The sequence below is a fragment of the Citrobacter sp. Cpo148 genome (assembly GCF_030332375.1).
Taxonomy (GTDB): domain Bacteria; phylum Pseudomonadota; class Gammaproteobacteria; order Enterobacterales; family Enterobacteriaceae; genus Citrobacter; species Citrobacter portucalensis.
The window spans coordinates 248,525-272,436 of the sequence record NZ_JAOWHY010000046.1; the positions used below are offsets into that span (position 1 = coordinate 248,525).

Sequence of the window (23,912 nt, forward strand, 5' to 3'; positions counted from 1 at the left end):
TCACCCGGCAAATCGACAATCTTAAATGCCCGACTCGAGAATACGAATATTCATGTCCAGCACGTCACCTTTCACGGCTTCGCTGTAGGCTTTCATATGCGGGGTCTGCAAATGCGCTTCAAGATGCGCGATGCTTTCCCACTGCTCAACCATCACGATTGAATCTGGTGCTGTAGTCTGAAAACTCACACCTGCGGCATGATCCACCATCGGCGCATAGCCGTGGCAGCCTTCTTCTTTCAGTACGGTCGGAACGATTTTGGCAAACTGATCCAGTACCGCCTGGCGGTGATGTTGACCTGGACGTGTACGGATTTCTGCAATAACGGTAAGCATGGTTAACTCCTTCTAATTCCAGGTTACCAGTTAACCAAAAATTTCGGTCAGATGCTTGCGATATTCTGCGATATAACGCGGGACGTCCGGCATTTTAATCACGTCATTGGTGATAAAGGTCGGCAGCGCTTCCATTCCCAGGAACTGGTTTGCTTTATGGAAAGGGAGATAGACGCCATCAACGCCAACGCCATGGAAGAACTGGTCTTTTTCAGTGAAGGCTTCCATCGGTGCGTTCCAGGTCAGGGACAGCATGTATTTTTTGCCCTGAATCAGCCCGCCGGAGCCGTATTTTTTAGAGGCATCTGAACGTGTGCGGCCGTCGCTGGCGTACAGCGTACCGTGACCTTCGGTAAACACGTCATCGATGTATTTTTTCACGGTCCACGGTGCGCCCATCCACCAGCCAGGCATCTGCCAGATAACCGCATCGGCCCAGACGAAATTCTGCACTTCTGCTTTTACGTCATAATCGCTGTCTGCGCGTACGACTTTAACATCATGCCCGAGGTCGCGCAGGATACCGTCCGCGACCTCGGTCAGGGTGTCATTCAGTTGACCATTAGAATGGCCGAATTTTTTCGCCCCGTTGATAATCAGAATGTTGCTCATTTTGTGTCCTCAAGGAAATACGTTTGAGGACGATTTTACTCCCACCAGCGGTGCGGTGAAATTAGCAAAATGTGCAAAGTCTTTTGCTATATGAGCAACAATAACGCAATTACCAACTGACTTTTGCTTCAAAGCCACCTTCCGGAGCGTTGCCAAACGAGGCTGACATTCCATGCAATATCGCGATACGACGGACAATCGACAGGCCGAGACCGCTGCCGGTCACGCTTTGCCCCGGTGGACGATAAAAGCGTTCTCCAATGTGCATCAGAACTTCCGGCGCAATACCTGGACCATTGTCTTTGACGCTAAAATTGCGGGCGTTGAGCGTCACTTCCACAATACTTCCCCGTGGACTATAGCGAATCGCATTATCCAGCAGATTTCGCACCATCAGGCTGAGTAACAGCGGTTGCCCGGTACATGTGATGCCGTGCGCGTTAATCTGCAAACGTACGTCAATATGCGCCTGCTGGGCCGAATGGTAGATATCCATCACCGAAGATTGTAGTAGCTCCTCCAGCGAGATTTCTGCCACATCCTGAAGATTGTCGAGGGAGTCAAGGCGCGAAAGCGTCAGTAACTGATCGACCAGACGGGTGGCGCGATCGATCCCGGCCTGCATCTGCATTAAGGCTTTTTGCCGTGCCTGCGGGTCATCGTCAGACAGTTGCGCCACTTCGGTTTGTACTTTCAGCGCCGTCAATGGACTACGCAACTCGTGAGCGGCATCTGAAGTAAAGCGCCGTTCACGTACCATGGTGGTATGAATACGAGTGAAAAGTTGGTTGAGTGATTCAACCAGCGGGCGAACCTCGCCAGGAATGCCTTTCAAACTGAGCGGTTCTTCTGATTCCGGGTCGCGTAAACGTAGCGCCTGCGCCAGTTTCTTCAGTGGCTTAAGTTCAAGACTTAACAACACAATCAGGATTAACAGCATCAGCGGCAGAGCGACCAACCACGGCACCAATTGTGCTGTCACAATCGCTAAAGCCATATCTTCACGATATTCCCATTCCTGGCCGACAACGATTCGATACTTTTTATCTGCGGAAGTCAGCCAGACAAAACGCCATTTATCGTTGTCGCCATTCAGATAGCCATCGTCAAAACCTTCCCGGCGGTAGCTGTAGGGAATGTATTGGCCATTGTCGCCATCGTGAAGAACCATTTTCCCTTCTGGCGTGTAGGCCGCGAAGGTCAGTACATCGTCGTCAATATGACCATGCTTGAATTTTTTCGGGGTATGCGCGATGCGTTCAGAGGCTTTGAGTTCATCAAGATCCAGCGTGACCAGACGCTTGGCGAACAGCATTTGCTGCGTGTCGAACATCTCATTCACGTTATCGGTGGTTTGCTTCCAGGCGACAAAGCTGGAAATCAGCCAGGTCACTAAAACCAAAATCATGAAGATAAGCGTTAGCCTGATGCGCAGGCTGAGGCTTTGTGCGAGTTTCATGCGTCACCCAGGGTGTAGCCAATGCCATGCACGGTACGGATAAAGTCGCTGCCGAGCTTACGGCGTAAGTGATGGACGTGTACTTCAACCGCATTGCTGGAGACGTTTTCGTCCCAGGTATACAGTTTTTCTTCAATCAGTTTGCGGGGCAGGACGCGGCCCTTGTTACGCATAAGCAGCTCCAGCAGCGCGAACTCTTTGGGCTTAAGAGACAACGGTTCGCCAGCCGCCGTGGCGACCAGCGCGCCGGGATCAAGCGTCACCTGGCCATGGCACAATGTGTTGCTGGCCTGGCCACTGGCACGACGTACCAGTGCCTCCAGTCTGGCGGCAACTTCGATCAGCGCAAAGGGTTTGCACAGATAGTCATCTGCGCCCAGGCGCAGGCCTTCTACGCGTTCTGCCAGCGCGTCGCGAGCGGTCAGAATCAGCACAGGCTCCTGCTTTCCGTTGGCTCGCCATTCGCGCAAAATGTCCCGTCCGTCTATGCCTGGCAGCGTCAGGTCGAGGATTACCGCATCATAAGGTGCGCTGTAGAGTGCTTCTTTCCCTTGGCGACCTTCGGTAAACCAGTCGATGCTGAAACCCATTTTACTCAGACCTGTTTTCAGGCCATCGCCAATCAACGTGTCATCTTCGATCAGTAAAATACGCATATGTTCATCCCTGCGATAACTCATTTGCAGTCAGTAAACCTGTGGCTACAGTCTCTGTACAGCAAAAAAAGTATCTTTTTTTGCCTTAAGAACTTGTTAAGGATTAACTTATTTAATAGTCGTAAACCAACATGAAAGGGAGACATGACGATGAAAAAATTAGCTGCAATGGTTGCCGTAATGGCACTGTGTTCCGCACCTGTTCTGGCAGCTCAGCAGGGCGGCTTCTCTGGGCCAACGACAACCACCACGCAGAGCCAAAACGGCGGATTTGTCGGCCCGAACGGTAGCAGCACGACGGTAGAAAGCGCCAAATCACTGCGTGATGACACCTGGGTTACCCTGCGCGGGAACATCGTTGAGCGTATTTCCGACGACCTGTACGTGTTTAAAGATGCGACCGGCACGGTGAATGTGGATATCGACCACAAGCGCTGGAACGGCGTAACCGTCACACCGCAGGATGTGGTTGAAATCCAGGGTGAAGTGGATAAAGACTGGAACTCCGTTGAAATCGACGTAAAACAGATTACCAAAGTTGCTAAGTAATCCCCATCAGGGCCGCATTCGCGGCCCTTTTCTTTGTGACTCAACACGCCAGATAGGGTAGTATCTGCGGCAATATTGCCCTTCAATAGAGGGGTACAAAGTTGAGGAACCACGATTAATGAGCGATATGGCAGAGCGCCTGGCGCTGCATGAATTCACGGAAAACGCCTATCTGAACTATTCCATGTACGTCATCATGGACAGGGCGTTGCCGTTTATTGGCGATGGTTTGAAACCCGTTCAGCGTCGCATCGTATACGCGATGTCCGAACTGGGGCTGAATGCCAGCGCCAAATTTAAAAAATCCGCCCGTACCGTCGGTGACGTGCTGGGTAAATACCATCCGCACGGCGACAGCGCCTGCTATGAAGCGATGGTGCTGATGGCGCAGCCGTTCTCTTACCGTTACCCGCTGGTTGACGGGCAGGGGAACTGGGGGGCACCGGACGACCCGAAATCCTTCGCGGCGATGCGTTATACCGAATCACGCCTGTCTAAATATGCGGAAGTCCTGCTGGGTGAACTCGGTCAGGGAACGTCGGACTGGGTGCCAAACTTCGACGGCACCATGCAGGAGCCGAAGATGCTGCCTGCTCGTCTACCAAATATTCTGCTGAACGGCACGACCGGTATTGCCGTTGGTATGGCAACGGACATTCCGCCACATAATCTGCGTGAAGTGGCAAAAGCAGCGATTACCCTGATTGAGCAGCCGAAAACGACGCTGGATCAGTTGCTGGATATCGTGCAAGGGCCGGATTACCCGACCGAAGCGGAGATCATTACTTCGCGCGCGGAAATTCGTAAGATTTACGAGAACGGACGCGGCTCCGTACGTATGCGTGCGGTATGGACGAAAGAAGACGGCGCGGTGGTGATTTCCGCGCTGCCGCATCAGGTTTCCGGGGCAAAAGTGCTGGAGCAGATCGCTGCTCAAATGCGCAATAAAAAGCTGCCGATGGTAGACGACCTGCGCGACGAATCGGATCACGAAAACCCGACCCGTCTGGTGATTGTCCCGCGCTCTAATCGTGTGGATATGGAGCAGGTGATGAACCACCTGTTTGCCACTACCGATCTGGAAAAGAGCTACCGTATCAACCTGAACATGATCGGTCTTGATGGTCGTCCGGCGGTGAAAAACCTGCTGGAGATCCTCACCGAATGGCTGGCGTTCCGCCGCGATACCGTACGTCGCCGCCTGAATTATCGTCTGGAAAAAGTGCTCAAGCGCCTGCACATCCTTGAAGGTTTGCTGGTGGCGTTCCTCAACATTGACGAAGTCATCGAAATTATTCGTCATGAAGATGAACCTAAGCCTGAGCTGATGTCGCGGTTTGGCATTTCTGAAACCCAGGCTGAAGCCATCCTTGAGCTGAAATTGCGCCACCTTGCCAAACTCGAAGAGATGAAAATCCGCGGTGAGCAGGATGAGCTGGCGAAAGAGCGCGATCAGTTGCAGGCCATTCTGGCTTCCGATCGTAAAATGAGTAACCTGCTGAAGAAAGAGCTGCAGGCCGATGCAGACGCCTATGGCGACGATCGTCGTTCTCCGTTGCAGGAGCGCGAAGAAGCGAAGGCGATGAGCGAGCACGACATGCTGCCATCTGAGCCGGTGACCATTGTGTTGTCCCAGAGTGGCTGGGTGCGTAGCGCGAAAGGCCACGACATCGATGCGCCAGGATTAAGCTATAAAGCGGGCGACAGCTTTAAGTCGGCAGTGAAGGGTAAGAGCAACCAGCCGGTGGTGTTCGTGGACTCGACCGGACGCAGCTATGCCATCGACCCGATTACGCTGCCGTCGGCGCGCGGTCAGGGTGAACCGCTGACCGGGAAGCTCACGCTGCCGCCAGGCGCGACGGTTGAGCACATGCTGATGGAAGGCGACGATCAGAAACTGCTGATGGCCTCCGATGCGGGCTACGGTTTTGTCTGTACCTTCAATGACCTGGTCGCACGTAACCGTGCGGGTAAGGCATTGATTACGCTGCCAGAAAATGCGCGCGTGATGCAGCCGGTGGTGATTGAAGATGAAACCGACATGCTACTGGCTATTACTCAGGCTGGCCGCATGTTGATGTTCCCGGTGAGCGATTTACCGCAGTTGTCGAAAGGCAAAGGGAACAAGATCATTAATATCCCTTCAGCGGAAGCGGCGAAAGGCGAGGATGGCCTGGCGCAACTTTACGTGCTGCCGCCGCAGAGCACGCTGACCATCCACGTCGGTAAGCGCAAAATCAAACTGCGTCCTGAAGAGTTGCAGAAAGTGACCGGAGAGCGCGGCCGTCGCGGCACGCTAATGCGTGGTCTGCAGCGTATCGACAGCATTGAGATTGACTCGCCTCGACGCGCCAGTCACGGCGACAGCGAAGAATAACGCTACCGTCCGGCTCTCCCTGTTAAAGCCCAGGGAGAGCCAACGTTAAAAATTCCCGTGAAACCGTTGTTTATTCGTGCGTTGCGATTAACAATACGCTTTTCCAGAGAGCCGCCCTTAACAAAGCCCTAACCTGATACCGCGTGATGAATCAGGTGACGTAAAATGCCAGGCTCTTAGGCCTTAGAGGTTGTTATGCTATATATTTTTCGTTTAATTATTACTGTTATTTACTGCGTTCTGGTCTGTATTTTCGGTTGCATATACTGTCTGTTCAGCCCACGAAATCCAAAACACGTTGCAACGTTCGGCCATATGTTTGGCCGCCTGGCTCCCCTTTATGGCCTGAAGGTCGAGTGCCGCATGCCGGCAGACGCGCAGAACTATGGTAATGCTATCTATATTTGTAACCATCAGAACAACTATGACATGGTTACCGCTGCGAATATCGTTCAGCCGCCGACGGTGACGGTAGGTAAAAAAAGCCTGCTGTGGATCCCTTTCTTCGGGCAGCTGTACTGGTTAACCGGTAACCTGTTGATTGACAGAAACAACCGCGCTAAAGCGCACAGCACCATTGCTGCCGTGGTGAATCATTTCAAAAAACGTCGCATTTCTATCTGGATGTTCCCTGAAGGGACGCGTAGCCGCGGTCGCGGTCTGCTGCCGTTTAAAACCGGCGCGTTCCATGCAGCGATTGCTGCTGGTGTCCCGGTCATTCCGGTGTGCGTTTCCACAACCTCGAACAAGATAAAACTCAATCGACTCAATAATGGTCTGGCAATTGTCGAGATGTTGCCACCGGTGGATATTAGCCACTTTGGGAAAGATCAGGTTCGTGAACTGGCAGCGCATTGCCGCACGCTGATGGAACAAAAAATCGCAGAACTCGATAAAGAAGTTGCTGAGCGGGAAGCCGCCGGTAAGGTTTAATCCGCGCAATTCGGGTTTTTTACAGGAAATGACTTCCTGCGTGTTAATAGCCAGTTTTTTATGGAGTTTATATGTCATTCAGTCGGCGTCAGTTCATTCAGGCATCGGGGATCGCACTGTGTGCAGGTGCTGTTCCGCTGAAGGCTAATGCTGCCGGTCAGCAACAACCGTTACCCGTGCCTCCGCTGCTGGAGTCCCGCCGGGGGCAGCCGCTATTTATGACGCTGCAACGTGCGCACTGGTCCTTTACGCAAGGCACGCGCGCACCTGTATGGGGAATTAACGGCCGCTATCTGGGACCGACAATCCGTGTCTGGAAAGGGGATGACGTCAAGCTTATCTACAGCAACCGTCTGACTGAAAATGTCTCGATGACCGTCGCCGGGTTGCAGGTACCAGGCCCGCTGATGGGCGGCCCGGCGCGCATGATGTCCCCGAATGCTGACTGGGCGCCGGTGCTACCGATTCGCCAGAATGCCGCCACGTTGTGGTATCACGCTAATACGCCAAATCGTACTGCTCAGCAGGTCTATAACGGTCTTGCCGGGATGTGGCTGGTTGAAGATGAAGTGAGTAAATCACTGTCTATTCCCAACCACTATGGCGTGGATGATTTTCCGGTCATAATCCAGGACAAGCGGCTGGACAACTTTGGCACGCCGGAATACAGCGAGCCCGGCAGCGGTGGCTTTGTCGGTGATACGCTGCTGGTCAATGGGGCGCAAAGCCCGTATGTCGAAGTCTCCCGCGGCTGGGTGCGCTTGCGTTTGCTGAACGCTTCAAACTCGCGTCGTTACCAGCTGCAAATGAGCGATGGCCGTGCGCTGCATGTGATTTCCGGCGATCAGGGTTTTTTACCTGCGCCTGTTTCGGTGAAGCAGCTCTCGTTGGCTCCGGGCGAGCGTCGTGAGATCCTGGTGGATATGACGAACGGTAATGAGGTCTCTATCACCTGTGGTGAGGCGGCCAGTATTGTCGACAGGATCCGCGGGTTCTTTGAGCCTTCCAGTATTCTCATCTCCACGCTGGTGCTGACTCTGCGTCCAACGGGCCTTCTGCCGCTGGTGACCGATAGCCTGCCAATGCGCCTGCTGCCAACGGAAATCCTCAGCGGTTCGCCGATTCGCAGCCGTGATATCAGCCTGGACGACGATCCTGGCATCAACGGTCAGCTGTGGGACGTCAATCGTATGGATATTACTGCCCAGCAGGGCTCCTGGGAGCGCTGGACGGTGCGGGCGGATATGCCCCAGTCCTTCCATATTGAAGGTGTTTCGTTCCTGATCCGTAATGTGAATGGCGCGATGCCGTTCCCGGAAGACAGAGGCTGGAAAGATACTGTCTGGGTTGATGGCCAGGTTGAATTACTGGTTTATTACGGACAGCCTTCCTGGGCCCATTTCCCGTTCTACTTTAATAGCCAGACGCTGGAAATGGCGGATCGTGGCTCAATCGGACAGATGTTGGTGAACCCGGCGCCGTAATGCGCCGGGGTATTCGTTACGCCCGCCAGAACATGCGCGAGAACAGGATCAGAATGGGGTAAATCTCCAGACGCCCCATGATCATGGCCGCGCACATCAGTAGCTTTGCTTCCTCGTTTAAGGTGCCAAATGTCGTGGCGGTGACGCCAAATCCTAGCCCCATATTGTTGATGCAGGCGGCGACGGTGGCGAAAGAGGAGAAGAGATCGTAGCCCATCAGATTGAGCGCCCAGATAAAAAAGCTGGTGAACAAAACGTAGAGAAAGAAAAAGCTCCATACCGAACGCACCACCCGGTCGCTTACCACGCTATTGCCCACTTTGATATTCAGCAGGGCACGGGGATGCGCGAGCTGGTGTAACTCCTGACGGCACTGCTTGAACATAATCAAAAAGCGCAGCACCTTAATCCCCCCGCAGGTCGATCCCACACAACCGCCGAAGAAACTGGCGCTGAGCAGCATGAAGATCGTGTGCGAAGGCCACTGCGCGTAATCCGCCGTCGACAGGCCATTATCTGTCAGCATCGAACTGGCCAGAAAAAAAGCATGCACCAGGCTGTCCGTTAATCCGTACATACCTGCCCGCCAAACTTGCCAGGTGGCGATCAGAGTGACCACCAACGCAATAAGCAAAAAGAAACGCAATTCGGCATTACGACGAAAGGGTTTGAAGGTACGTTTCACGATAGCAACGTACCAGAGGGTGAAGTTAAACGCAGACAGCAGTGAAAATATCCCGGCGACAAGCTCAATGGCATGGCTGTTATAAAAGCCGATGCTCTCGCTGCGAGTGGAAAATCCGCCGAGAGAGACCGTCGACAGCCCGTGGCATAAGGCGTCGAAAAACGACATCCCGGCAGCCCAGTAGGCCAGAGTACAAATAAGACCCAGAATGACATAGGTCATCCACAGCGTGCGTGCAGTATCAGCAAGTCTTGGCGTGAGGCGTTCTTCTTTAAAAGGGCCCGGCATTTCAGACTGATACAGCTTCATGCCACCAATACCCAGCAGCGGCAATACCGCCACGGCGAGGACGATAACACCCAGACCGCCAATAAAATTGAGCTGAGCCCGATAGTACAGATACGACTTCGGCAAGGCGCTGACGTCATCAATCACCGTTGCGCCTGTAGTGGTAATCCCAGAAACTCCTTCAAACAGGGCATCCGCAAAAGAGAGGTTTAAGCCATCGTCCATCCACATCGGCATCGCGCTGATAAACGAAAACAACAGCCAGAACAGGACGATAATGACGAAACCATCCCGGGTGCGCAGTTGAATCCCCGCATGTTTGGTTGCCAACCACGCCCCGCCGCCGAGGGTGAAGAAAGTCATAAACGTGCTGAAAAAGGCGAACAAGCTCCGCTCTTTGTTTAACAAAGCGATGAGCATCGGTGGCAGCATAGAAAAGCTGTAGAGAAGAACCAGAAATCCGCACAGGTGAACAACAACCCGTAACTGGGAAATATGCAGTGAATCGTTGAGTCGCAATGAAAAATCCCCCGCCGAAAAAGAGTTATCTCAGCTGGCTGGCATGGTGTTAATTATGATTGATAAAAATGATCGTCGTAAAATTTAACAATTTATATAACTTTCTACTGGTCTGGTTCAGACTCCACTTCATTTCTTGCCGACATACAGCGTATAATCCTCGGCCTTTGATTATTTTTTTACCATTTTTGGAAGCATTATGAGCGCAATATCCCTGATCCAGCCGGACAGAGACCTTTTCTCCTGGCCGCAGTACTGGGCTGCCTGTTTTGGCCCGGCACCGTTTTTGCCGATGTCACGCGACGAAATGGACCAACTTGGCTGGGATAGCTGCGACATCATTCTGGTTACCGGCGATGCATACGTCGATCATCCCAGCTTTGGCATGGCAATTTGCGGACGTATGCTGGAAGCACAAGGCTTTCGCGTAGGGATTATCGCCCAGCCGGAGTGGAACAACAAAGACGATTTTATGCGTTTGGGTAAACCGAACCTGTTCTTTGGTGTGACCGCAGGCAACATGGACTCGATGATCAACCGTTACACCGCCGATCGCCGACTGCGCCATGACGATGCCTACACACCGGACAACGTTGCGGGCAAACGTCCGGACCGCGCCACGCTGGTCTATACCCAGCGCTGTAAAGAAGCATGGAAAGATGTGCCGGTTATTCTCGGCGGTATTGAGGCCAGCCTGCGCCGTACCGCGCACTATGACTATTGGTCTGATACCGTTCGTCGCTCTGTTCTGGTGGATTCCAAAGCCGACATGCTGATGTTCGGCAACGGCGAACGTCCGCTGGTGGAAGTGGCGCATCGTCTGGCGATGGGCGAAACCATCGATCAGATCCGCGACGTGCGTAACACTGCGATTATGGTTAAAGAAGCGCTGCCGGGCTGGAGTGGGGTGGATTCCACGCGCCTCGACACGCCGGGTAAGATTGACCCGATCCCGCATCCGTATGGTGAAGATCTGCCGTGTGCTGACAACAAGCCGGTCGCACCGAAAAAGCAGGAAGCGAAAGCGGTAACCGTACAGCCGCCGCGCCCGAAACCGTGGGAAAAAACCTACGTGCTGCTGCCGTCCTTCGAAAAAGTGAAGGGCGATAAAGTGCTGTATGCGCATGCGTCGCGTATCCTGCACCACGAAACCAACCCAGGCTGCGCGCGTGCGCTGATGCAAAAGCACGGCGATCGCTACATCTGGATCAACCCGCCAGCCATTCCGCTCTCTACCGAAGAGATGGATAGCGTCTTTGCGCTGCCGTACAAACGCGTGCCGCATCCGGCGTATGGCGACAGCCGCATTCCGGCCTATGAGATGATCCGTTTCTCGATCAACATTATGCGTGGCTGCTTTGGCGGCTGTTCGTTCTGTTCGATCACCGAGCACGAAGGTCGCATCATCCAGAGCCGCTCTGAAGACTCGATCATCAATGAAATCGAAGCCATTCGCGACACCGTTCCAGGTTTTACCGGCGTGATTTCCGACCTCGGCGGCCCAACGGCGAACATGTATATGCTGCGCTGTAAGTCACCGCGCGCGGAGCAGACCTGCCGTCGTCTGTCATGCGTCTACCCGGATATCTGTCCGCATATGGACACCAACCACGAACCGACGATTAACCTTTATCGTCGTGCGCGTGATTTGAAAGGCATTAAAAAGATCCTCATCGCTTCGGGCGTGCGTTATGACATCGCGGTTGAAGATCCGCGCTATATCAAAGAACTGGCGACCCACCACGTTGGCGGCTATCTGAAGATTGCGCCAGAGCATACCGAAGAAGGCCCGTTGTCGAAGATGATGAAGCCGGGGATGGGCAGCTACGATCGCTTTAAGGAATTGTTCGATACCTACTCTAAGCAAGCGGGTAAAGAGCAGTACCTGATCCCGTACTTTATTTCCGCGCACCCGGGTACGCGTGATGAAGATATGGTGAATCTGGCGTTGTGGTTGAAGCAACGTCGTTTCCGTCTGGATCAGGTGCAGAACTTCTATCCATCGCCGTTGGCGAACTCCACAACCATGTATTACACCGGGAAAAACCCACTGGGTAAAATTGGTTATAAGAGTGAAGATGTGGTGGTGCCGAAAGGTGATAAGCAGCGTCGTTTACATAAAGCCCTGCTGCGTTACCACGATCCAGCCAACTGGCCGTTAATCCGCCAGGCGCTGGAAGATATGGGTAAAAAGCATCTGATCGGCGGTCGTCGCGAATGTCTGGTCCCGGCGCCTACGCTGGAAGAGATGCGCGAAGCGCGTCGCCAGAACCGTTATACTCGCCCGGCATTGACCAAGCACACACCGGTGGCGCATCAGCGCCAGACGCCTGCCGCGAACAAAAAACGCGGGAAAGTGGCAGGGCGCTAATCTGCCTTGCCCGGTGGTGAAATGCTTATCAGGCCTACGAATAGAACAGTTTTGTAGGCCGGATAAGGTGCTTGAACCGCCATCCGGCAAAGAGACACAGTATTTATGCTTCACGAATTCTGGCCGCTAATGCGGCCAGTTTTGCATCATCCGCCCGTTCATGATCGTGTGACGAAAGATATCCTTCATACTGCTCGAAAAATTTGTTCTGCCGCGCTTCAATCGGTTTCCAGTGGGTTAGATCGCCAGTGCCATGCATGGGGCTTAATTTGCTGTGCACATGGTCTACGCCGAAACCTTCGAAGAACATACCCGTACGACTGACATCCGGGAAAGCCTTATCCAGTTTCTTAGCCACTTTTTGGGTCGCCAGCATCAGATCAGCCAGTGCCTGCGGCGGCATATCGAAGGCATAGCTGGGATAATGCTTTTTCGGGATCACCACGGTAAAACCGTCGGTGTTCGGGAAAATCGACAGAAAAGCCAGATGATGCTCGTCTTCCCAGACCTTATGGCAGGGTGCTTTACCTTCAACTATTTGACAGAAAATACAGGTCATTCCTTTTCTCCGCAGGTAAGGTGATTCGTCAGGACGCAGTCAGTTTAGTACAGACCCAACACCTTCCACCACATCAGACCCACGGTGATAAACACCGCCTGGTTAAACAAGCTGATGATAAATCCTGTACGCCACCAGACGCCCGTTGGAACGTACCCGGCACCAAACAGGATTGGACCGCGAGCATGGGTGTACTGGGTGAGCGAGCAGTACAAACTGCTGGTGAAGGCCAGCATTAATGCCGTGGGGGCTGCGGGAATATTCAGATGCAGACCGACACCAAGGAAAACGGCGTACAGCGCGGCAATCTGTGCATTACCGCTGGCAAAAAAGTAGTGGGTATAGAAGTAGGCGGCGTTCAGCAGCAGCAGGACGATCACCCAACTGGTACCGTGCATAGTACTGCTCAGGCTATCGCCGATCAGATTGCCAAACCAGGTGGTGAAGCCCAGTTTTTTCAGCTGGTTCGCCATCATCAACAGCGCGGCAAACCAAATCAGTGTGTCCCATGCGCCTTTCTCGCTCTTCACATCTTCCCAGCTCAGAACGCCGCTTAGCAATAAAATGGACAGTCCCACGAACGAAGCAGTGGTGGCGTCGACGCCTAACGTATCGCCAAAAATCCACAGCACCAGCAGCACGCCGACGGTAGCCAGCATCAGCCATTCGCCGCGAGACATACTGCCCATTTCCGCCAGCTCTTTGCGCGCCAGGTTAGGGGCATCCGGCGTGTGTTTAATTTCCGGGCGCACGATCCAGTAGACCAGCAGTGGAACCAGCAGTAAGGACACCAGGCATGGCAGCAGCGCCGCCATAAACCAGCCGCCCCAGGTCAGCGTGACGCCCGCATTGGCCGCCAGCTTCACCGCCAACAGGTTGCCGGTATAGCCGGTCATAAAGAGCGCGGCGGTGACGTCGTTGACGTTGCCAATACAGGTGATAAGAAAGGTACCGATTTTACTGCGGGACTCGTCTTCCGGGTTCGAATGGAAACTGCGTGCCAGAGAGTCAGCAATCGGATAGATGACGCCGCCGCAGCGTGCTGTATTACTCGGCATTGCCGGGGAGAGGATCAGATCGGCAAAGGCCAGACCATAGGCGAGTCCCAGCGTGCGCTTGCCGAGCAGACGGATCATCTGCAGCGCAATGCGTCGTCCGAGGCCGGTTTTGATAAACCCGCGGGCAATCATAAAAGCCACGACGATAAGCCAGATAAGTGAACTGTTCAGCTCACTCAGTGCCGTGGTGATAGCGCCGCTGGCGGTTTTATCTCCGGCAGCATAGGCGAGCGCGAATACCGTAATACCAATAATGCCGACCGCGCCGATGGGTAATACTTTAGCCACAATAGAGGCGATGGTGGCGACGAAAATAATTGCCGAATGCCAGGCTGGCGCACTTAGCCCGGAAGGTGGAGTAAGCTGCCACAGTCCGGCAGAAATGAATATTATAAGAATTAATGGGAGCCATTTGACTCCGCTGCTTTTTTTCTCAGTCACGTTTACGCACCTATGGATATGGTGAATATATTCATCAAATAAATATATTTATTTAATAATTAACAGGTTATGTTGCGTAATGCTGCTCCAGCGACTGCAAGAAATACATCAATATATGTGTGTGAATTGTTTCCTGATATTTCAAATCAGTAAAGGCCCGACGAGAGTGTCGGGCTGGAGGGAAGGGGTTAACCGCCGAACTGATCCGGGTCTGGCCCCAGACGTTTGCCCTGATCGAGTTTCGCGATTTCGCCTAATTCGTCTTTATCCAGGCGGAAGTCCCAGACGTTAAAGTTTTCTGCGATACGCGCAGGGGTGACCGATTTTGGAATCACCACCAGCCCGCTATCCAGATGCCAGCGGATGACAATCTGCGCCGGTGATTTGCCATATTTCTCAGCGAGGTCGCGGATGATCTTTTGATCAAAGACGTCTTTGCCGCCCTGCGCCAGCGGGCTCCAGGATTCGGTCTGGATTTTATGCGTTGCGTTCCAGGCGTGCAGTTGGCGCTGTTGCATAAGCGGATGAAGTTCGATCTGGTTAATCACCGGAGGTACGCCGGTTTCATCCATCAACCGCTGGAGATGATTGATCTGAAAGTTGCACACGCCGATGCTCTTAATCAGCCCTTCTTTTTGCAGGTCGATCATGTTTTCCCACGCTTCAACGTAGTGGTCGATCGCCGGAACCGGCCAGTGCATCAGGTATAGATCGAGGTAATCAAGCTGGAGTTTTTCCATGCTTTCGAGCAAGGCTTCCCGGGGGCGTTTTTGGTCATCATTCCACAGCTTGGTGGTGATGAATAACTCGTCCCGTGGTACGCCAGCATCGCGTATTGCTTTGCCGACACCTTCTTCGTTTTTGTACGCCGCAGCGGTATCAATTGAGCGATACCCCACTTCCAGCGCTTTATGAATGGCGGTGATGACTTCTTCGTTGCTTGCCTTCCAGACCCCCAGGCCCAGTTGTGGCATGACGTTACCATCCTGTAGCTTGATAATGGTTGGACTGGTCATAATTCCCCCCCACACTTAATCCTTCAGGCTGCCTCTTTGTTGGCTGCTTGCGTTTACCCCGGTCACGTACTTATGTACGCTCCCGGGGATTCACTTAATTGCCGCCTCGATGCACCATGAATGATTGGGTGTAAATTGAGTTCACCGGGGCAGCCCCCGGTGAGTTAGGTGTGACTTAAGCCTGGTATAAATACCCAAAAACGAAAGGCGGAGGTTAAAAAACCTTAGCGGGCAGCTTCGTAAATCCGACGGCTGACTTCAAGCGTAATGTCCTGATGTTCGCCCAGTTGCGTACCACCGTGTGCTTCCAGTTTTTCCAGCAATGCCGGGATGGAGCTACCGTCCAGGCCATAGTCAGACAGGCGAGTGGGTACGCCCATTTGTTCGAAGAAAGCACGGGTAGCGGCAATGGCAGCGTCGATGCGCTGGCCGTCGGAACCTTCGGTGATATTCCAGATACGCTCTGCGTATTGCAGCAGTTTGGCACGCTTGGTATCACGTTTTTCATTCCACAGCGCTGGCAGAACGATGGCCAGCGTTTGAGCATGATCCAGACCGTGCATTGCGGTCAGTTCATGGCCCAGCATATGCGTTGCCCAGTCCTGCGGTACGCCTGCGCCAATCAGGCCGTTCAGCGCCTGGGTTGCCGCCCACATGACGTTCGCACGCACGTTGTAGTTTTCCGGCTCCTGCAAGGCTTTCGGACCTTCTTCTACCAGCGTGAGCAGAATGCCTTCGGCAAAGCGATCCTGAATTTTCCCGTCTACCGGATAAGTCACATACTGTTCCACGGTATGAACAAAAGCATCCACAACGCCGTTTGCAACCTGACGCGGCGGCAGGGTGTAGGTGTAAACCGGATCCAGTACGGCAAACACTGGCTGCACGAACGGGGTCATAAAGGCCAGTTTATCGCCGGTGGTTTTACGCGAAATTACCGCGCCGGAGTTAGATTCAGAGCCGGTTGCAGGCAGGGTTAATACGGAGCCCATCGGGATGGCGCTTGTTACGTCGTTGCCGTGGGTTTCCAGAATGCGCCATGGATCGATGCCATCAGCGTACTGTGCCGCTGCCGCGATGAATTTGGTGCCGTCCAGCACTGAACCGCCACCTACCGCCAGCAGAAACGTCACTTTCTCATCACGCACGATTTTTACTGCGTTCATCAGCGTTTCATAAGACGGGTTTGGCTCGATACCGCCAAACTCCAGCACATCCAGGCCTTTCAGCGCGTCCTGAACCTGTGCCAGGACGCCAGTTTTTTTCACGCTGCCGCCGCCATAGGTAACCAGTACGCGAGCGTCCTGAGGAATTTGATCGCGCAGCTCAGCAATCGCGCCTTTACCAAACAAAATACGTGTTGGGGTATGGAGATTAAAGTTGTTCATTGCTCGTTCCCTTTGGTGGGTAATAAAAGAGGGCAGGTGAGTGTCTGCCGGATGATGAACATTGTGGTCGCCCGCCGCGTTGCTCTCAATGCTCATTTCTGCCGATGTCTTGCCCATTTCTACAGACTGCTGGAGAAAACGGATAAATCTGCGCATTATGTCAGGGTCGAAAACCGATGATGAAATGGTGCCCCATGAACCGTGATGAGATCTGTCTTCTGCTGACAGATAAAATTAAGCAGCTGAAAAGCAATGAAAATAGACTTAACGAACTGCTGCCAGATGTCCGCCTGCTACACGGTACGGAGCCGGCGGCGCGTACACCGGTCATGTATCAGCCGGGCATCATATTTCTCTTTTCGGGACATAAAATTGGTTACATCAATGAGCGCGTATTTCGCTATGACGCCAACGAATACCTGCTGCTAACCGTACCTTTACCCTTTGAATGTGAAACCTATGCGACGCCGGAGGTTCCTCTGGCCGGTATTTATCTGAATGTCGATATCCTGCAATTGCAGGAGCTGCTGATGGACATTGGGGAAGACGAGCTGTTCCAGCCCGCCATGGCGGCCAGCGGGATTAACTCTGCAACGCTCTCTGACGAAATTCTCTGCGCTGCTGAGCGCCTGCTGGATGTGATGGAGCGACCGCTGGATGCGCGCATCCTGGGGAAACAGATTATTCGCGAGATCCTCTACCATGTGCTGACCGGACCGCGCGGCGGCGCGTTACTTGCTCTGGTCAGTCGCCAGACGCATTTCAGTTTGATAAGCCGGGTGCTGAAGCGGATTGAAACCAAGTACACCGAAAACCTCAATGTAGAACAGCTGGCGGCAGAGGCGAACATGAGCGTGTCGGCGTTTCATCATAATTTTAAAGCGGTGACCAGCACGTCGCCGCTGCAATATCTTAAGAGCTATCGCCTGCATAAAGCACGGATGATGATGATTCACGATGGAATGAAGGCCAGTGCGGCTGCCATGCGCGTTGGCTATGAGAGCGCATCGCAATTCAGTCGGGAGTTCAAACGTTTCTTTGGCGTAACGCCGGGGGAAGATGCGGCAAGAATTCGTATGATGCAGGGGAGTTGATTTCTTGTAGGCCTTAAAACCGCGCGCCATCAGGCATAATGCCGGGAATTACCCCGGCTACGGATAATACTCAGGCGCTACAGTATTTTTTTTTAATCACCACGAACAATGTTCCCAACAATCCTGCGGTTAACAGGGCAATCGGCAGGATCATTAGAAAGGTCATCACCTGATCTTCATGGCGTTTAACGAACGGGATCATGCTCAGCGCATAGCCGAAACTGGTGACGACGGTGACCCACAGCAGGCCACTCAGCCAGTTAAAAAACTGGAACCGACGGTTAGGAAGCCCTGAAATGCCCGCCATCGTTGGCAGCAAGGTGCGAACGAACGCCAGGAAACGCCCTGCCAGCAGCGCCATCAGACCGTGTTGGTCAAACATGCAGGTGGCGCGCTGATGGTATTTTTCCGGTAATTGCGCCAGCCAGCCTTTCACCGTGCGCGTGTTGCCTAGCCAGCGTCCCTGAATATAACTCAGCCAGCAGCCCAGACTGGCTGCGGCCGTCAGAATAGCTATGGTAGGTAAAAAACTCATCACGTCCTGAGCGATCAGCGCTCCTGCCAGTAATAACAGGCTGTCTCCGGGTAAAAAGGAGGCGGGCAGCAGGCCATTTTCTAAAAACAGCGTGGCGAACATGACGAAGTACACCACGCTCACAACGTGCGGATCCGCCAGTGCGGCAAAATCGTGTTGCCAGAGCGCGGAGACAATATCTTGAATGACTACCATGGACTTTCCTGTGGAACAGCATTTATGTGTGGATTGTACTCCTGAATTGCCCGGGATGCCTTGATCCCGGACGCAACAATTGCAGACTTTTCCACCAGAAGTGTCTGCATATATGTCCATCTGTGGCAATTTTACTCGATTCGGGCAAATCCTGCGGCCAAATCGGCAATCAGATCGTCAACATTCTCTAAACCGATATGTAAACGGATGAGCGTTCCGCTGAAATCCACCTCGCCTTGCGGACGGATTGCCGCAATGTGTTCCGGCTGGTTGGCGAGAATCAGCGACTCAAAACCGCCCCAGGAGTAGGCCATGCTGAACAGGCTGAAGTGATCCAGATACGCAGCAAGCTCCTCATTATTGAGCTTCTTATTCAATACAAAGGAGAACAGGCCGCTGCTGCCGGTAAAATCACGCTTCCAGAATTCATGCCCTTTACTGCCGGGCAGTGCCGGGTGGTTCACGCGGGCGACCTGCGGATGGCTGGCCAGCCACTCGGCGACCTTTAAGCTGCTTTCATGGTGCTGACGCAGGCGAACGCTCAGCGTACGCAGTCCACGGCTGGTCATATAGGCGGTATCGGCGTCCAGCATTTGCCCCATCAGATAGGCATTTTCGCGCAGTTGATCCCAGCAGCGGGCATTAGATACCGCCGTGCCGACCATGCCGTCAGAATGACCAATCAGATATTTGGTGCCTGCCTGAATAGAGATATCAATGCCAAAATCCAACGCTTTGAACAGCACCCCGGCAGCCCAGGTGTTATCAATCATGATGATTGCATCCGGCGCGACGCTTCTGACGGCGGCAACAATAGCTGTAACATCATGCACTTCCATAGTGACAGAGCCGGGAGATTCCAGAAATACGACTTTCGTGTTCGGCTGTATGTGCTTAACGATATCGGCGCCAACCAGCGGATCGAACCAGCCGGTGGACACGCCGAGCTTGCCGAGAATTTTGGTACAGAAATCCTGACTGGGTTCATAGGCTGTGTTGGTCATCAGCACATGATCCCCTTGCTCCACAAAGGCAAGGATGGTGTTGGCAACGGCCGCCGCACCGCAGGGGAACAGCGCGCAACCCGCACCACCTTCCAGTTCGCACATCGCTTCCTGAAGAGAGAAATGCGTCAGGGTTCCGCGACGCCCATAGAAAAGCGCACCGTTCGCCCGGTTGTGCGTAGCCTGTTTTTTAGCCTCTACGGTGTCAAAAACCAGCGAAGAAGCGCGCTGGATCACGCTATTTACCGAGCCCAGCGTGTACTTTTTACTGCGTCCTGCGTGAACGAGTTTGGTTTCAAGTTGCTTATCTGCCATGTTGTCTTACCTGTTTTTATACGTCTGGATGTCTAAACTACCATGAATCAAAGATGACGCATCCTGCAGAACGGCCATACAGTAGAAAATAATCTCAAAATGCTTCTGGTGACTTTTTTACTGCGTAAGCGCAAGGAAAAGAAACCAAAGGTGCGGCAATATGTAAATAGTAATGAGAACGACTATCAATTCGACGTCGTTTTGATATGATTACGCTCAGATTTTGTGATTTGCGTCCTGGAGATACAGAGTGGGTAATAATTTGATGCAGACGGATCTTTCCGTCTGGGGTATGTATCAGCACGCCGATATCGTGGTTAAGTGCGTGATGATTGGGCTGATTTTGGCGTCAGTGGTCACCTGGGCTATCTTCTTTAGTAAGAGCCTTGAGTTCTTTACTCAGAAACGCCGCCTTAAGCGTGAACAGCAACTGCTGGCGGAAGCCCGCTCTTTAGATCAGGCAAGTGAAATTGCCGCAGGATTCGATGGCAAAAGCCTGGGCGCACAGTTGATTAACGAAGCGCAGAACGAGCTGGAACTGTCAGAAGGCAGCGACGATAACGAAGGCATTAAAGAGCGTACCGGCTTCCGTCTGGAGCGTCGTGTGGCGGCGGTAGGTCGTCATATGGGCCGCGGTAACGGATACCTGGCCACCATCGGGGCTATCTCTCCATTCGTCGGTCTGTTCGGTACCGTATGGGGCATCATGAATAGCTTCATCGGGATTGCACAAACCCAAACGACCAACCTCGCCGTTGTTGCGCCGGGTATCGCAGAAGCGCTGTTAGCGACCGCAATCGGTCTGGTCGCAGCAATTCCAGCTGTTGTTATCTACAACATTTTCGCACGTCAGATTGGCAGCTATAAAGCGATGCTGGGCGACGTCGCGGCACAGGTGCTGTTGCTGCAAAGTCGCGATCTGGACCTGAATGCAAGCGCATCCGCGCATCCGGTACGTGCAGCGCAGAAATTACGTGTAGGATAATGTTCCATGGCAATGAGCTTTAATGAAAACCTGGACGATAACGGTGAAATGCATGAAATCAACGTGACGCCGTTTATCGACGTTATGTTGGTTTTATTGATCATCTTTATGGTTGCCGCGCCGTTGGCAACCGTAGATGTGAAGGTGAATCTCCCTGCCTCCACCAGCACGCCGCAGCCGCGTCCGGAAAAACCGGTTTACCTGTCAGTTAAAGCCGATAAGAGTATGTTTATTGGCAACAATCAGGTGACGGATGAAACCATGATTAACGAGCTAAATGCGTTAACTGACGGGAAGAAAGACACCACGATTTTCTTCCGGGCAGATAAAACCGTTGATTATGAGACCATGATGAAGGTGATGGATACGCTGCATCAGGCGGGCTTCCTGAAGATTGGTCTGGTTGGCGAAGAGACTGTGAAAGCGAAGTAATCCTCATCATTGCCGGGTAATGGTTGCCGCCTTACCCGGCGTGTCTCTCCTGATTCAACTCCCTTGCACACTTGTTCTTATCTGTTCTCATCTAACGCGACCGTGGTTATCCTGGTGGGTTCGTAGTTCCCTTCAGACAGCTTTCGCGTCAGGCGTAAGGTGGCCGTTTCCCGCGCGAGTATATGCTGGTAGGTGCTTTCCAGTCGGGCCATGATTTTGTCCCGCAGTTCTGGTTGCTGCTCCATAATGGCTTCGATCGCGGCACCGTAGATCTCTTCTTTAGCCTGTAGCGAGTAAATTTCACGGCGATTTTGCCATTTCATCCGCACCAGTGCAGCGGGAATAGAGACTATCTCCTGAGCAACGCTTTCCAGTGTCGCGTTTTTATTGGCAATCAACACGGCTAAATTTTGCTTTAAGACAAACTCATCGCTTTTATGGTTATCTAAAGCCAAATAAACATTATTATCCTCAACATCTTTCATTTTATTTCTCTTCCAGAGAATAAAAAATAGGGTCGCTGGTTTCACGGGTAATTAAATTAAGCCAAATTTTGTTGCCCTGTTCATTTATGATGGCTGTTTTTTGAGTCAAAATTTTACTTAATTCTTGTGCATTAATGTCGCCTTCTGCCTGTAGTGAATTGAGTAGACGAGAGAATGACTCAATTTTTGCTGCACGAAACAGGCGCTCTTTTAAATGGCGGTCGCACTCTTCAAATAGCATATTTCGTGACTGGCCGGTAGCAGCAGAGCTAATCAAAATATCGGATTCGTAATCGCTTAATGTTATCTTCCCCTGAGTCAAATTTTCACTATTATCTGTGGAGGTGGTATTGTCAGGTGAGCTGGATAAGTGAAAACGCGAGGGAACAAGATGCTCGGGAAGCATGTTGAAATATCCTTTGATGCCAATGATATGTTGTTTTAAATAAACCATGCCGCGTTGACAATAGCATGGCGTAATTTTAAAATCAAAAAAAATGGAGCCAGTATATGAACAGTATATTTTATTCTGTTATTACCCTGCTATTGCTGACCTGCGGGGTACTTTTGTTGATGCGCAGTGCAAATAAAAACCGTAATGCAGAAAATGGATACGCTGAAAACCAGCCGGAAATACTGAGTAAAGAAGAGGGTGAAGATCATTTCTCGGTACTGATGAATTCGATTACTCCTGTTTGGTATTGGCGCGTCAATCACGAATATATCGATTTTATCCACTCGACGATCAAACGGATGACAATGGTGGAGCTGAATGAGACGCCAGGGCTATTTGATGCACAGCGGCGTTGCAGCGATCTCAACTCTGCAGTGTATAAATATTACGACAATATTAAAAAACGCTGTCTGAGTGGCGAGAAAGTCCCGCATGCCGATCTGGACGTGCTTAACTTACGTCAGTGCTTCAGGGAGTTCAGCCTGGAAGCCTACCCTGCACTTGTCGCGCTGGTGTGGCCTGAATATCAGCGCCCAGAAATCAAAGCAGAAGAGGTGTGAGGAGCTGGCTGGCCCGTATTATGTGCCGGGAAGAACAACGTTGCTACCCGGCACGGTATTACCTACGGCTATTTGTCAGATGAGGCCTGCCACAGGTTCAGCTTACCGTCCGCGACGTGCTTATCGATCTGCGCCAGTTCTTCGGCGCTGAACGTCAGATTCGCCAGCGCCTGAACGTTTTCTTCCAGTTGCTCCGGTCGACTGGCGCCAATCAATACCGACGTTACCCTGTTGTCTTTTAGCAGCCAGCTTAAGGCCATTTGTGCCATCGACTGTCCACGCTGTTGCGCCATCTCATTAAGCAAACGCAGGCTGGTAAGGTTTTCTTCCGTCAGCATGTTTTCCGTTAACCCACGAACTTTTTTCCCTTCACGCTGCATGCGTGAACCTTCCGGAATACCGTTAAGGTATTTCCCCGTCAGCAGTCCCTGAGCCAGCGGCGTAAATGCGATGCAGCCCATGCCGTTGGATTCCAGCGTATCCAGCAGGCCGCTGCTGTCTACCCAGCGGTTAAGCAGGTTGTAAGACGGCTGATGGATCAGCAATGGAATTTTCCATTCCCGCATCAACTCGGCCATTTTCTGCGTACGTTCCGGAGAATAGGATGAGATGCCGACATACAGCGCTTTACCGCTTTGCACGGCGTGGGCCAGCGCCGAGGCGGTCTCTTCCATTGGCGTATTTTCGTCAACGCGGTGAGAGTAGAAGATATCGACATAGTCGAGACCCATGCGTTTCAGACTCTGGTCGAGGCTGGCGAGCAGGTATTTGCGCGAACCGCCAGAACCGTATGGCCCAGGCCACATGTCATAGCCTGCCTTGGTGGAGATAATCAGTTCATCGCGATAGTGTGCAAAATCCTCGCGCAGCAATCGGCCAAAATTCTCTTCTGCGCTGCCTGGTGGCGGCCCATAGTTATTGGCTAAATCAAAATGCGTGATGCCTAAATCAAACGCTTTACGCAACAGGGCGCGCTGTGAATCCAGCGCCTGAACGTTCCCAAAACTGTGCCATAAACCCAGCGATAGCGCGGGTAAACGCAAACCGCTGCGCCCACAGTAGCGATAGAGCATCTGCTCGTAACGTTCAGGATTGGCAAACCAGGCCATGAGATCTCCTTAG

The 23,912-nt window shown here is 52.6% G+C and carries 23 protein-coding genes; 9 read left to right on the plus strand and 14 right to left on the minus strand.

The genetic code is table 11. From position 1 onward, the window contains the following. Nucleotides 1-21: 21 nt before the first annotated feature. From OGY10_RS16090 to qseB, 4 genes are all read right to left on the minus strand, one after another. Nucleotides 22-336, minus strand: coding sequence for a putative quinol monooxygenase (locus OGY10_RS16090; RefSeq protein ID WP_003024557.1), 315 nt, complete (start codon nucleotides 334-336; stop codon nucleotides 22-24). Between the two features lie 30 nt (nucleotides 337-366). Next, a complete protein-coding gene (locus OGY10_RS16095; RefSeq protein ID WP_003828397.1) occupies nucleotides 367-948 on the minus strand; it encodes an NAD(P)H-dependent oxidoreductase in 582 nt (193 codons plus the stop codon). A 109-nt stretch (nucleotides 949-1,057) separates the two neighbouring features. Further along, the gene (gene qseC, locus OGY10_RS16100) at nucleotides 1,058-2,407 is read right to left on the minus strand and encodes a quorum sensing histidine kinase QseC (RefSeq protein ID WP_191226766.1); all 1,350 of its coding nucleotides are present in this window, start codon (nucleotides 2,405-2,407) and stop codon (nucleotides 1,058-1,060) included. Further along, nucleotides 2,404-3,063 (minus strand): quorum sensing response regulator transcription factor QseB, encoded by a 660-nt coding sequence (qseB, locus tag OGY10_RS16105; protein ID WP_003828394.1) that lies wholly within the window; start codon nucleotides 3,061-3,063, stop codon nucleotides 2,404-2,406. Before qseB ends, qseC begins: the two co-directional genes overlap by 4 nt. Nucleotides 3,064-3,213: 150 nt before the next feature. On the opposite strand from qseB, the gene OGY10_RS16110 reads away from it, so the two are divergent. From OGY10_RS16110 to ftsP, 4 genes are all read left to right on the plus strand, one after another. After that, nucleotides 3,214-3,612 (plus strand): YgiW/YdeI family stress tolerance OB fold protein, encoded by a 399-nt coding sequence (locus tag OGY10_RS16110; protein ID WP_003024544.1) that lies wholly within the window; start codon nucleotides 3,214-3,216, stop codon nucleotides 3,610-3,612. A 118-nt stretch (nucleotides 3,613-3,730) separates the two neighbouring features. Then, nucleotides 3,731-5,989: a DNA topoisomerase IV subunit A gene (gene parC, locus OGY10_RS16115; protein ID WP_191226767.1), complete on the plus strand. Its 2,259-nt coding sequence runs from the start codon at nucleotides 3,731-3,733 to the stop codon at nucleotides 5,987-5,989. A gap of 195 nt (nucleotides 5,990-6,184) precedes the next feature. Beyond that, nucleotides 6,185-6,922, plus strand: a complete 738-nt coding sequence (gene plsC / locus OGY10_RS16120) for a 1-acylglycerol-3-phosphate O-acyltransferase (protein ID WP_003024540.1) — start codon at nucleotides 6,185-6,187, stop codon at nucleotides 6,920-6,922. A 71-nt stretch (nucleotides 6,923-6,993) separates the two neighbouring features. Beyond that, a complete protein-coding gene (ftsP, locus tag OGY10_RS16125) occupies nucleotides 6,994-8,406 on the plus strand; it encodes a cell division protein FtsP (RefSeq protein WP_008785819.1) in 1,413 nt (470 codons plus the stop codon). Nucleotides 8,407-8,422: 16 nt separating this feature from the next. On the opposite strand, the gene OGY10_RS16130 is transcribed toward ftsP, so the two are convergent. Beyond that, nucleotides 8,423-9,898 (minus strand): TrkH family potassium uptake protein, encoded by a 1,476-nt coding sequence (locus OGY10_RS16130; RefSeq protein ID WP_020996330.1) that lies wholly within the window; start codon nucleotides 9,896-9,898, stop codon nucleotides 8,423-8,425. A gap of 199 nt (nucleotides 9,899-10,097) precedes the next feature. Here OGY10_RS16130 and OGY10_RS16135 point away from each other — a divergent pair, with 199 nt between their 5' ends. Beyond that, nucleotides 10,098-12,269, plus strand: coding sequence for a YgiQ family radical SAM protein (locus OGY10_RS16135; RefSeq protein WP_111464931.1), 2,172 nt, complete (start codon nucleotides 10,098-10,100; stop codon nucleotides 12,267-12,269). Between the two features lie 103 nt (nucleotides 12,270-12,372). Here OGY10_RS16135 and OGY10_RS16140 read toward each other — a convergent pair whose 3' ends face one another. The 4 genes from OGY10_RS16140 to yqhD form a co-directional block, all read right to left on the minus strand. Then, nucleotides 12,373-12,828, minus strand: coding sequence for an HIT family protein (locus OGY10_RS16140; RefSeq protein ID WP_008785817.1), 456 nt, complete (start codon nucleotides 12,826-12,828; stop codon nucleotides 12,373-12,375). Between the two features lie 44 nt (nucleotides 12,829-12,872). Beyond that, nucleotides 12,873-14,327: a DASS family sodium-coupled anion symporter gene (locus OGY10_RS16145; RefSeq protein ID WP_003828381.1), complete on the minus strand. Its 1,455-nt coding sequence runs from the start codon at nucleotides 14,325-14,327 to the stop codon at nucleotides 12,873-12,875. A gap of 188 nt (nucleotides 14,328-14,515) precedes the next feature. Further along, entirely contained in the window at nucleotides 14,516-15,343 is an 828-nt protein-coding gene (gene dkgA / locus OGY10_RS16150; RefSeq protein ID WP_032945014.1) for a 2,5-didehydrogluconate reductase DkgA, read from the minus strand. Between the two features lie 224 nt (nucleotides 15,344-15,567). After that, nucleotides 15,568-16,731 (minus strand): alcohol dehydrogenase, encoded by a 1,164-nt coding sequence (gene yqhD / locus OGY10_RS16155; protein ID WP_191227197.1) that lies wholly within the window; start codon nucleotides 16,729-16,731, stop codon nucleotides 15,568-15,570. Between the two features lie 194 nt (nucleotides 16,732-16,925). Between yqhD and OGY10_RS16160 the strand changes: the two genes are divergently transcribed. Next, nucleotides 16,926-17,825 (plus strand): AraC family transcriptional regulator, encoded by a 900-nt coding sequence (locus OGY10_RS16160; protein ID WP_071445531.1) that lies wholly within the window; start codon nucleotides 16,926-16,928, stop codon nucleotides 17,823-17,825. Nucleotides 17,826-17,895: 70 nt separating this feature from the next. Here the strand turns inward: OGY10_RS16160 and yghB are convergent, their stop codons facing one another. Beyond that, nucleotides 17,896-18,555 carry a DedA family general envelope maintenance protein YghB gene (yghB, locus tag OGY10_RS16165; protein ID WP_003024510.1) on the minus strand — a complete coding sequence of 220 codons (660 nt, stop codon included), beginning with the start codon at nucleotides 18,553-18,555 and terminating at the stop codon, nucleotides 17,896-17,898. A 131-nt stretch (nucleotides 18,556-18,686) separates the two neighbouring features. Further along, nucleotides 18,687-19,874: a cystathionine beta-lyase gene (metC, locus tag OGY10_RS16170; protein WP_008785813.1), complete on the minus strand. Its 1,188-nt coding sequence runs from the start codon at nucleotides 19,872-19,874 to the stop codon at nucleotides 18,687-18,689. Between the two features lie 250 nt (nucleotides 19,875-20,124). Between metC and exbB the strand changes: the two genes are divergently transcribed. Both exbB and exbD read left to right on the plus strand, forming a co-directional pair. Further along, on the plus strand, nucleotides 20,125-20,859 hold the full coding sequence (exbB, locus tag OGY10_RS16175; protein ID WP_003024507.1) for a tol-pal system-associated acyl-CoA thioesterase: 735 nt from the start codon (nucleotides 20,125-20,127) through the stop codon (nucleotides 20,857-20,859). A 6-nt stretch (nucleotides 20,860-20,865) separates the two neighbouring features. Next, on the plus strand, nucleotides 20,866-21,291 hold the full coding sequence (gene exbD, locus OGY10_RS16180; protein ID WP_008785812.1) for a TonB system transport protein ExbD: 426 nt from the start codon (nucleotides 20,866-20,868) through the stop codon (nucleotides 21,289-21,291). Between the two features lie 77 nt (nucleotides 21,292-21,368). Here the strand turns inward: exbD and OGY10_RS16185 are convergent, their stop codons facing one another. Further along, entirely contained in the window at nucleotides 21,369-21,776 is a 408-nt protein-coding gene (locus OGY10_RS16185) for a hypothetical protein (protein ID WP_008785811.1), read from the minus strand. 1 nt (nucleotide 21,777) lies between these two features. Then, nucleotides 21,778-22,182, minus strand: a complete 405-nt coding sequence (locus OGY10_RS16190) for a hypothetical protein (protein WP_008785810.1) — start codon at nucleotides 22,180-22,182, stop codon at nucleotides 21,778-21,780. A 104-nt stretch (nucleotides 22,183-22,286) separates the two neighbouring features. Between OGY10_RS16190 and OGY10_RS16195 the strand changes: the two genes are divergently transcribed. Next, nucleotides 22,287-22,790 carry an ESA_00282 family adhesion-associated protein gene (locus OGY10_RS16195; RefSeq protein WP_008785809.1) on the plus strand — a complete coding sequence of 168 codons (504 nt, stop codon included), beginning with the start codon at nucleotides 22,287-22,289 and terminating at the stop codon, nucleotides 22,788-22,790. Nucleotides 22,791-22,858: 68 nt separating this feature from the next. On the opposite strand, the gene OGY10_RS16200 is transcribed toward OGY10_RS16195, so the two are convergent. Continuing rightward, nucleotides 22,859-23,899: an aldo/keto reductase gene (locus OGY10_RS16200; protein WP_048215540.1), complete on the minus strand. Its 1,041-nt coding sequence runs from the start codon at nucleotides 23,897-23,899 to the stop codon at nucleotides 22,859-22,861. Nucleotides 23,900-23,912: the final 13 nt, after the last annotated feature.

Bases quoted from the DNA above. Each gene is read 5' to 3' on its own strand.
- ftsP (WP_008785819.1), top strand. From the start codon at position 6,994: ATGTCATTCAGTCGGCGTCAGTTCATTCAGGCATCGGGGATCGCACTG.
- OGY10_RS16160 (WP_071445531.1), top strand. From the start codon at position 16,926: ATGAACCGTGATGAGATCTGTCTTCTGCTGACAGATAAAATTAAGCAG.
- plsC (WP_003024540.1), top strand. From the start codon at position 6,185: ATGCTATATATTTTTCGTTTAATTATTACTGTTATTTACTGCGTTCTG.
- OGY10_RS16135 (WP_111464931.1), top strand. From the start codon at position 10,098: ATGAGCGCAATATCCCTGATCCAGCCGGACAGAGACCTTTTCTCCTGG.
- OGY10_RS16110 (WP_003024544.1), top strand. From the start codon at position 3,214: ATGAAAAAATTAGCTGCAATGGTTGCCGTAATGGCACTGTGTTCCGCA.
- parC (WP_191226767.1), top strand. From the start codon at position 3,731: ATGAGCGATATGGCAGAGCGCCTGGCGCTGCATGAATTCACGGAAAAC.
- metC (WP_008785813.1), bottom strand. From the start codon at position 19,874: ATGGCAGATAAGCAACTTGAAACCAAACTCGTTCACGCAGGACGCAGT.
- OGY10_RS16095 (WP_003828397.1), bottom strand. From the start codon at position 948: ATGAGCAACATTCTGATTATCAACGGGGCGAAAAAATTCGGCCATTCT.
- qseC (WP_191226766.1), bottom strand. From the start codon at position 2,407: ATGAAACTCGCACAAAGCCTCAGCCTGCGCATCAGGCTAACGCTTATC.
- exbD (WP_008785812.1), top strand. From the start codon at position 20,866: ATGGCAATGAGCTTTAATGAAAACCTGGACGATAACGGTGAAATGCAT.
- OGY10_RS16185 (WP_008785811.1), bottom strand. From the start codon at position 21,776: ATGAAAGATGTTGAGGATAATAATGTTTATTTGGCTTTAGATAACCAT.
- OGY10_RS16140 (WP_008785817.1), bottom strand. From the start codon at position 12,828: ATGACCTGTATTTTCTGTCAAATAGTTGAAGGTAAAGCACCCTGCCAT.
- yqhD (WP_191227197.1), bottom strand. From the start codon at position 16,731: ATGAACAACTTTAATCTCCATACCCCAACACGTATTTTGTTTGGTAAA.
- dkgA (WP_032945014.1), bottom strand. From the start codon at position 15,343: ATGACCAGTCCAACCATTATCAAGCTACAGGATGGTAACGTCATGCCA.
- yghB (WP_003024510.1), bottom strand. From the start codon at position 18,555: ATGGTAGTCATTCAAGATATTGTCTCCGCGCTCTGGCAACACGATTTT.
- OGY10_RS16090 (WP_003024557.1), bottom strand. From the start codon at position 336: ATGCTTACCGTTATTGCAGAAATCCGTACACGTCCAGGTCAACATCAC.
- OGY10_RS16190 (WP_008785810.1), bottom strand. From the start codon at position 22,182: ATGCTTCCCGAGCATCTTGTTCCCTCGCGTTTTCACTTATCCAGCTCA.
- OGY10_RS16195 (WP_008785809.1), top strand. From the start codon at position 22,287: ATGAACAGTATATTTTATTCTGTTATTACCCTGCTATTGCTGACCTGC.
- OGY10_RS16200 (WP_048215540.1), bottom strand. From the start codon at position 23,899: ATGGCCTGGTTTGCCAATCCTGAACGTTACGAGCAGATGCTCTATCGC.
- qseB (WP_003828394.1), bottom strand. From the start codon at position 3,063: ATGCGTATTTTACTGATCGAAGATGACACGTTGATTGGCGATGGCCTG.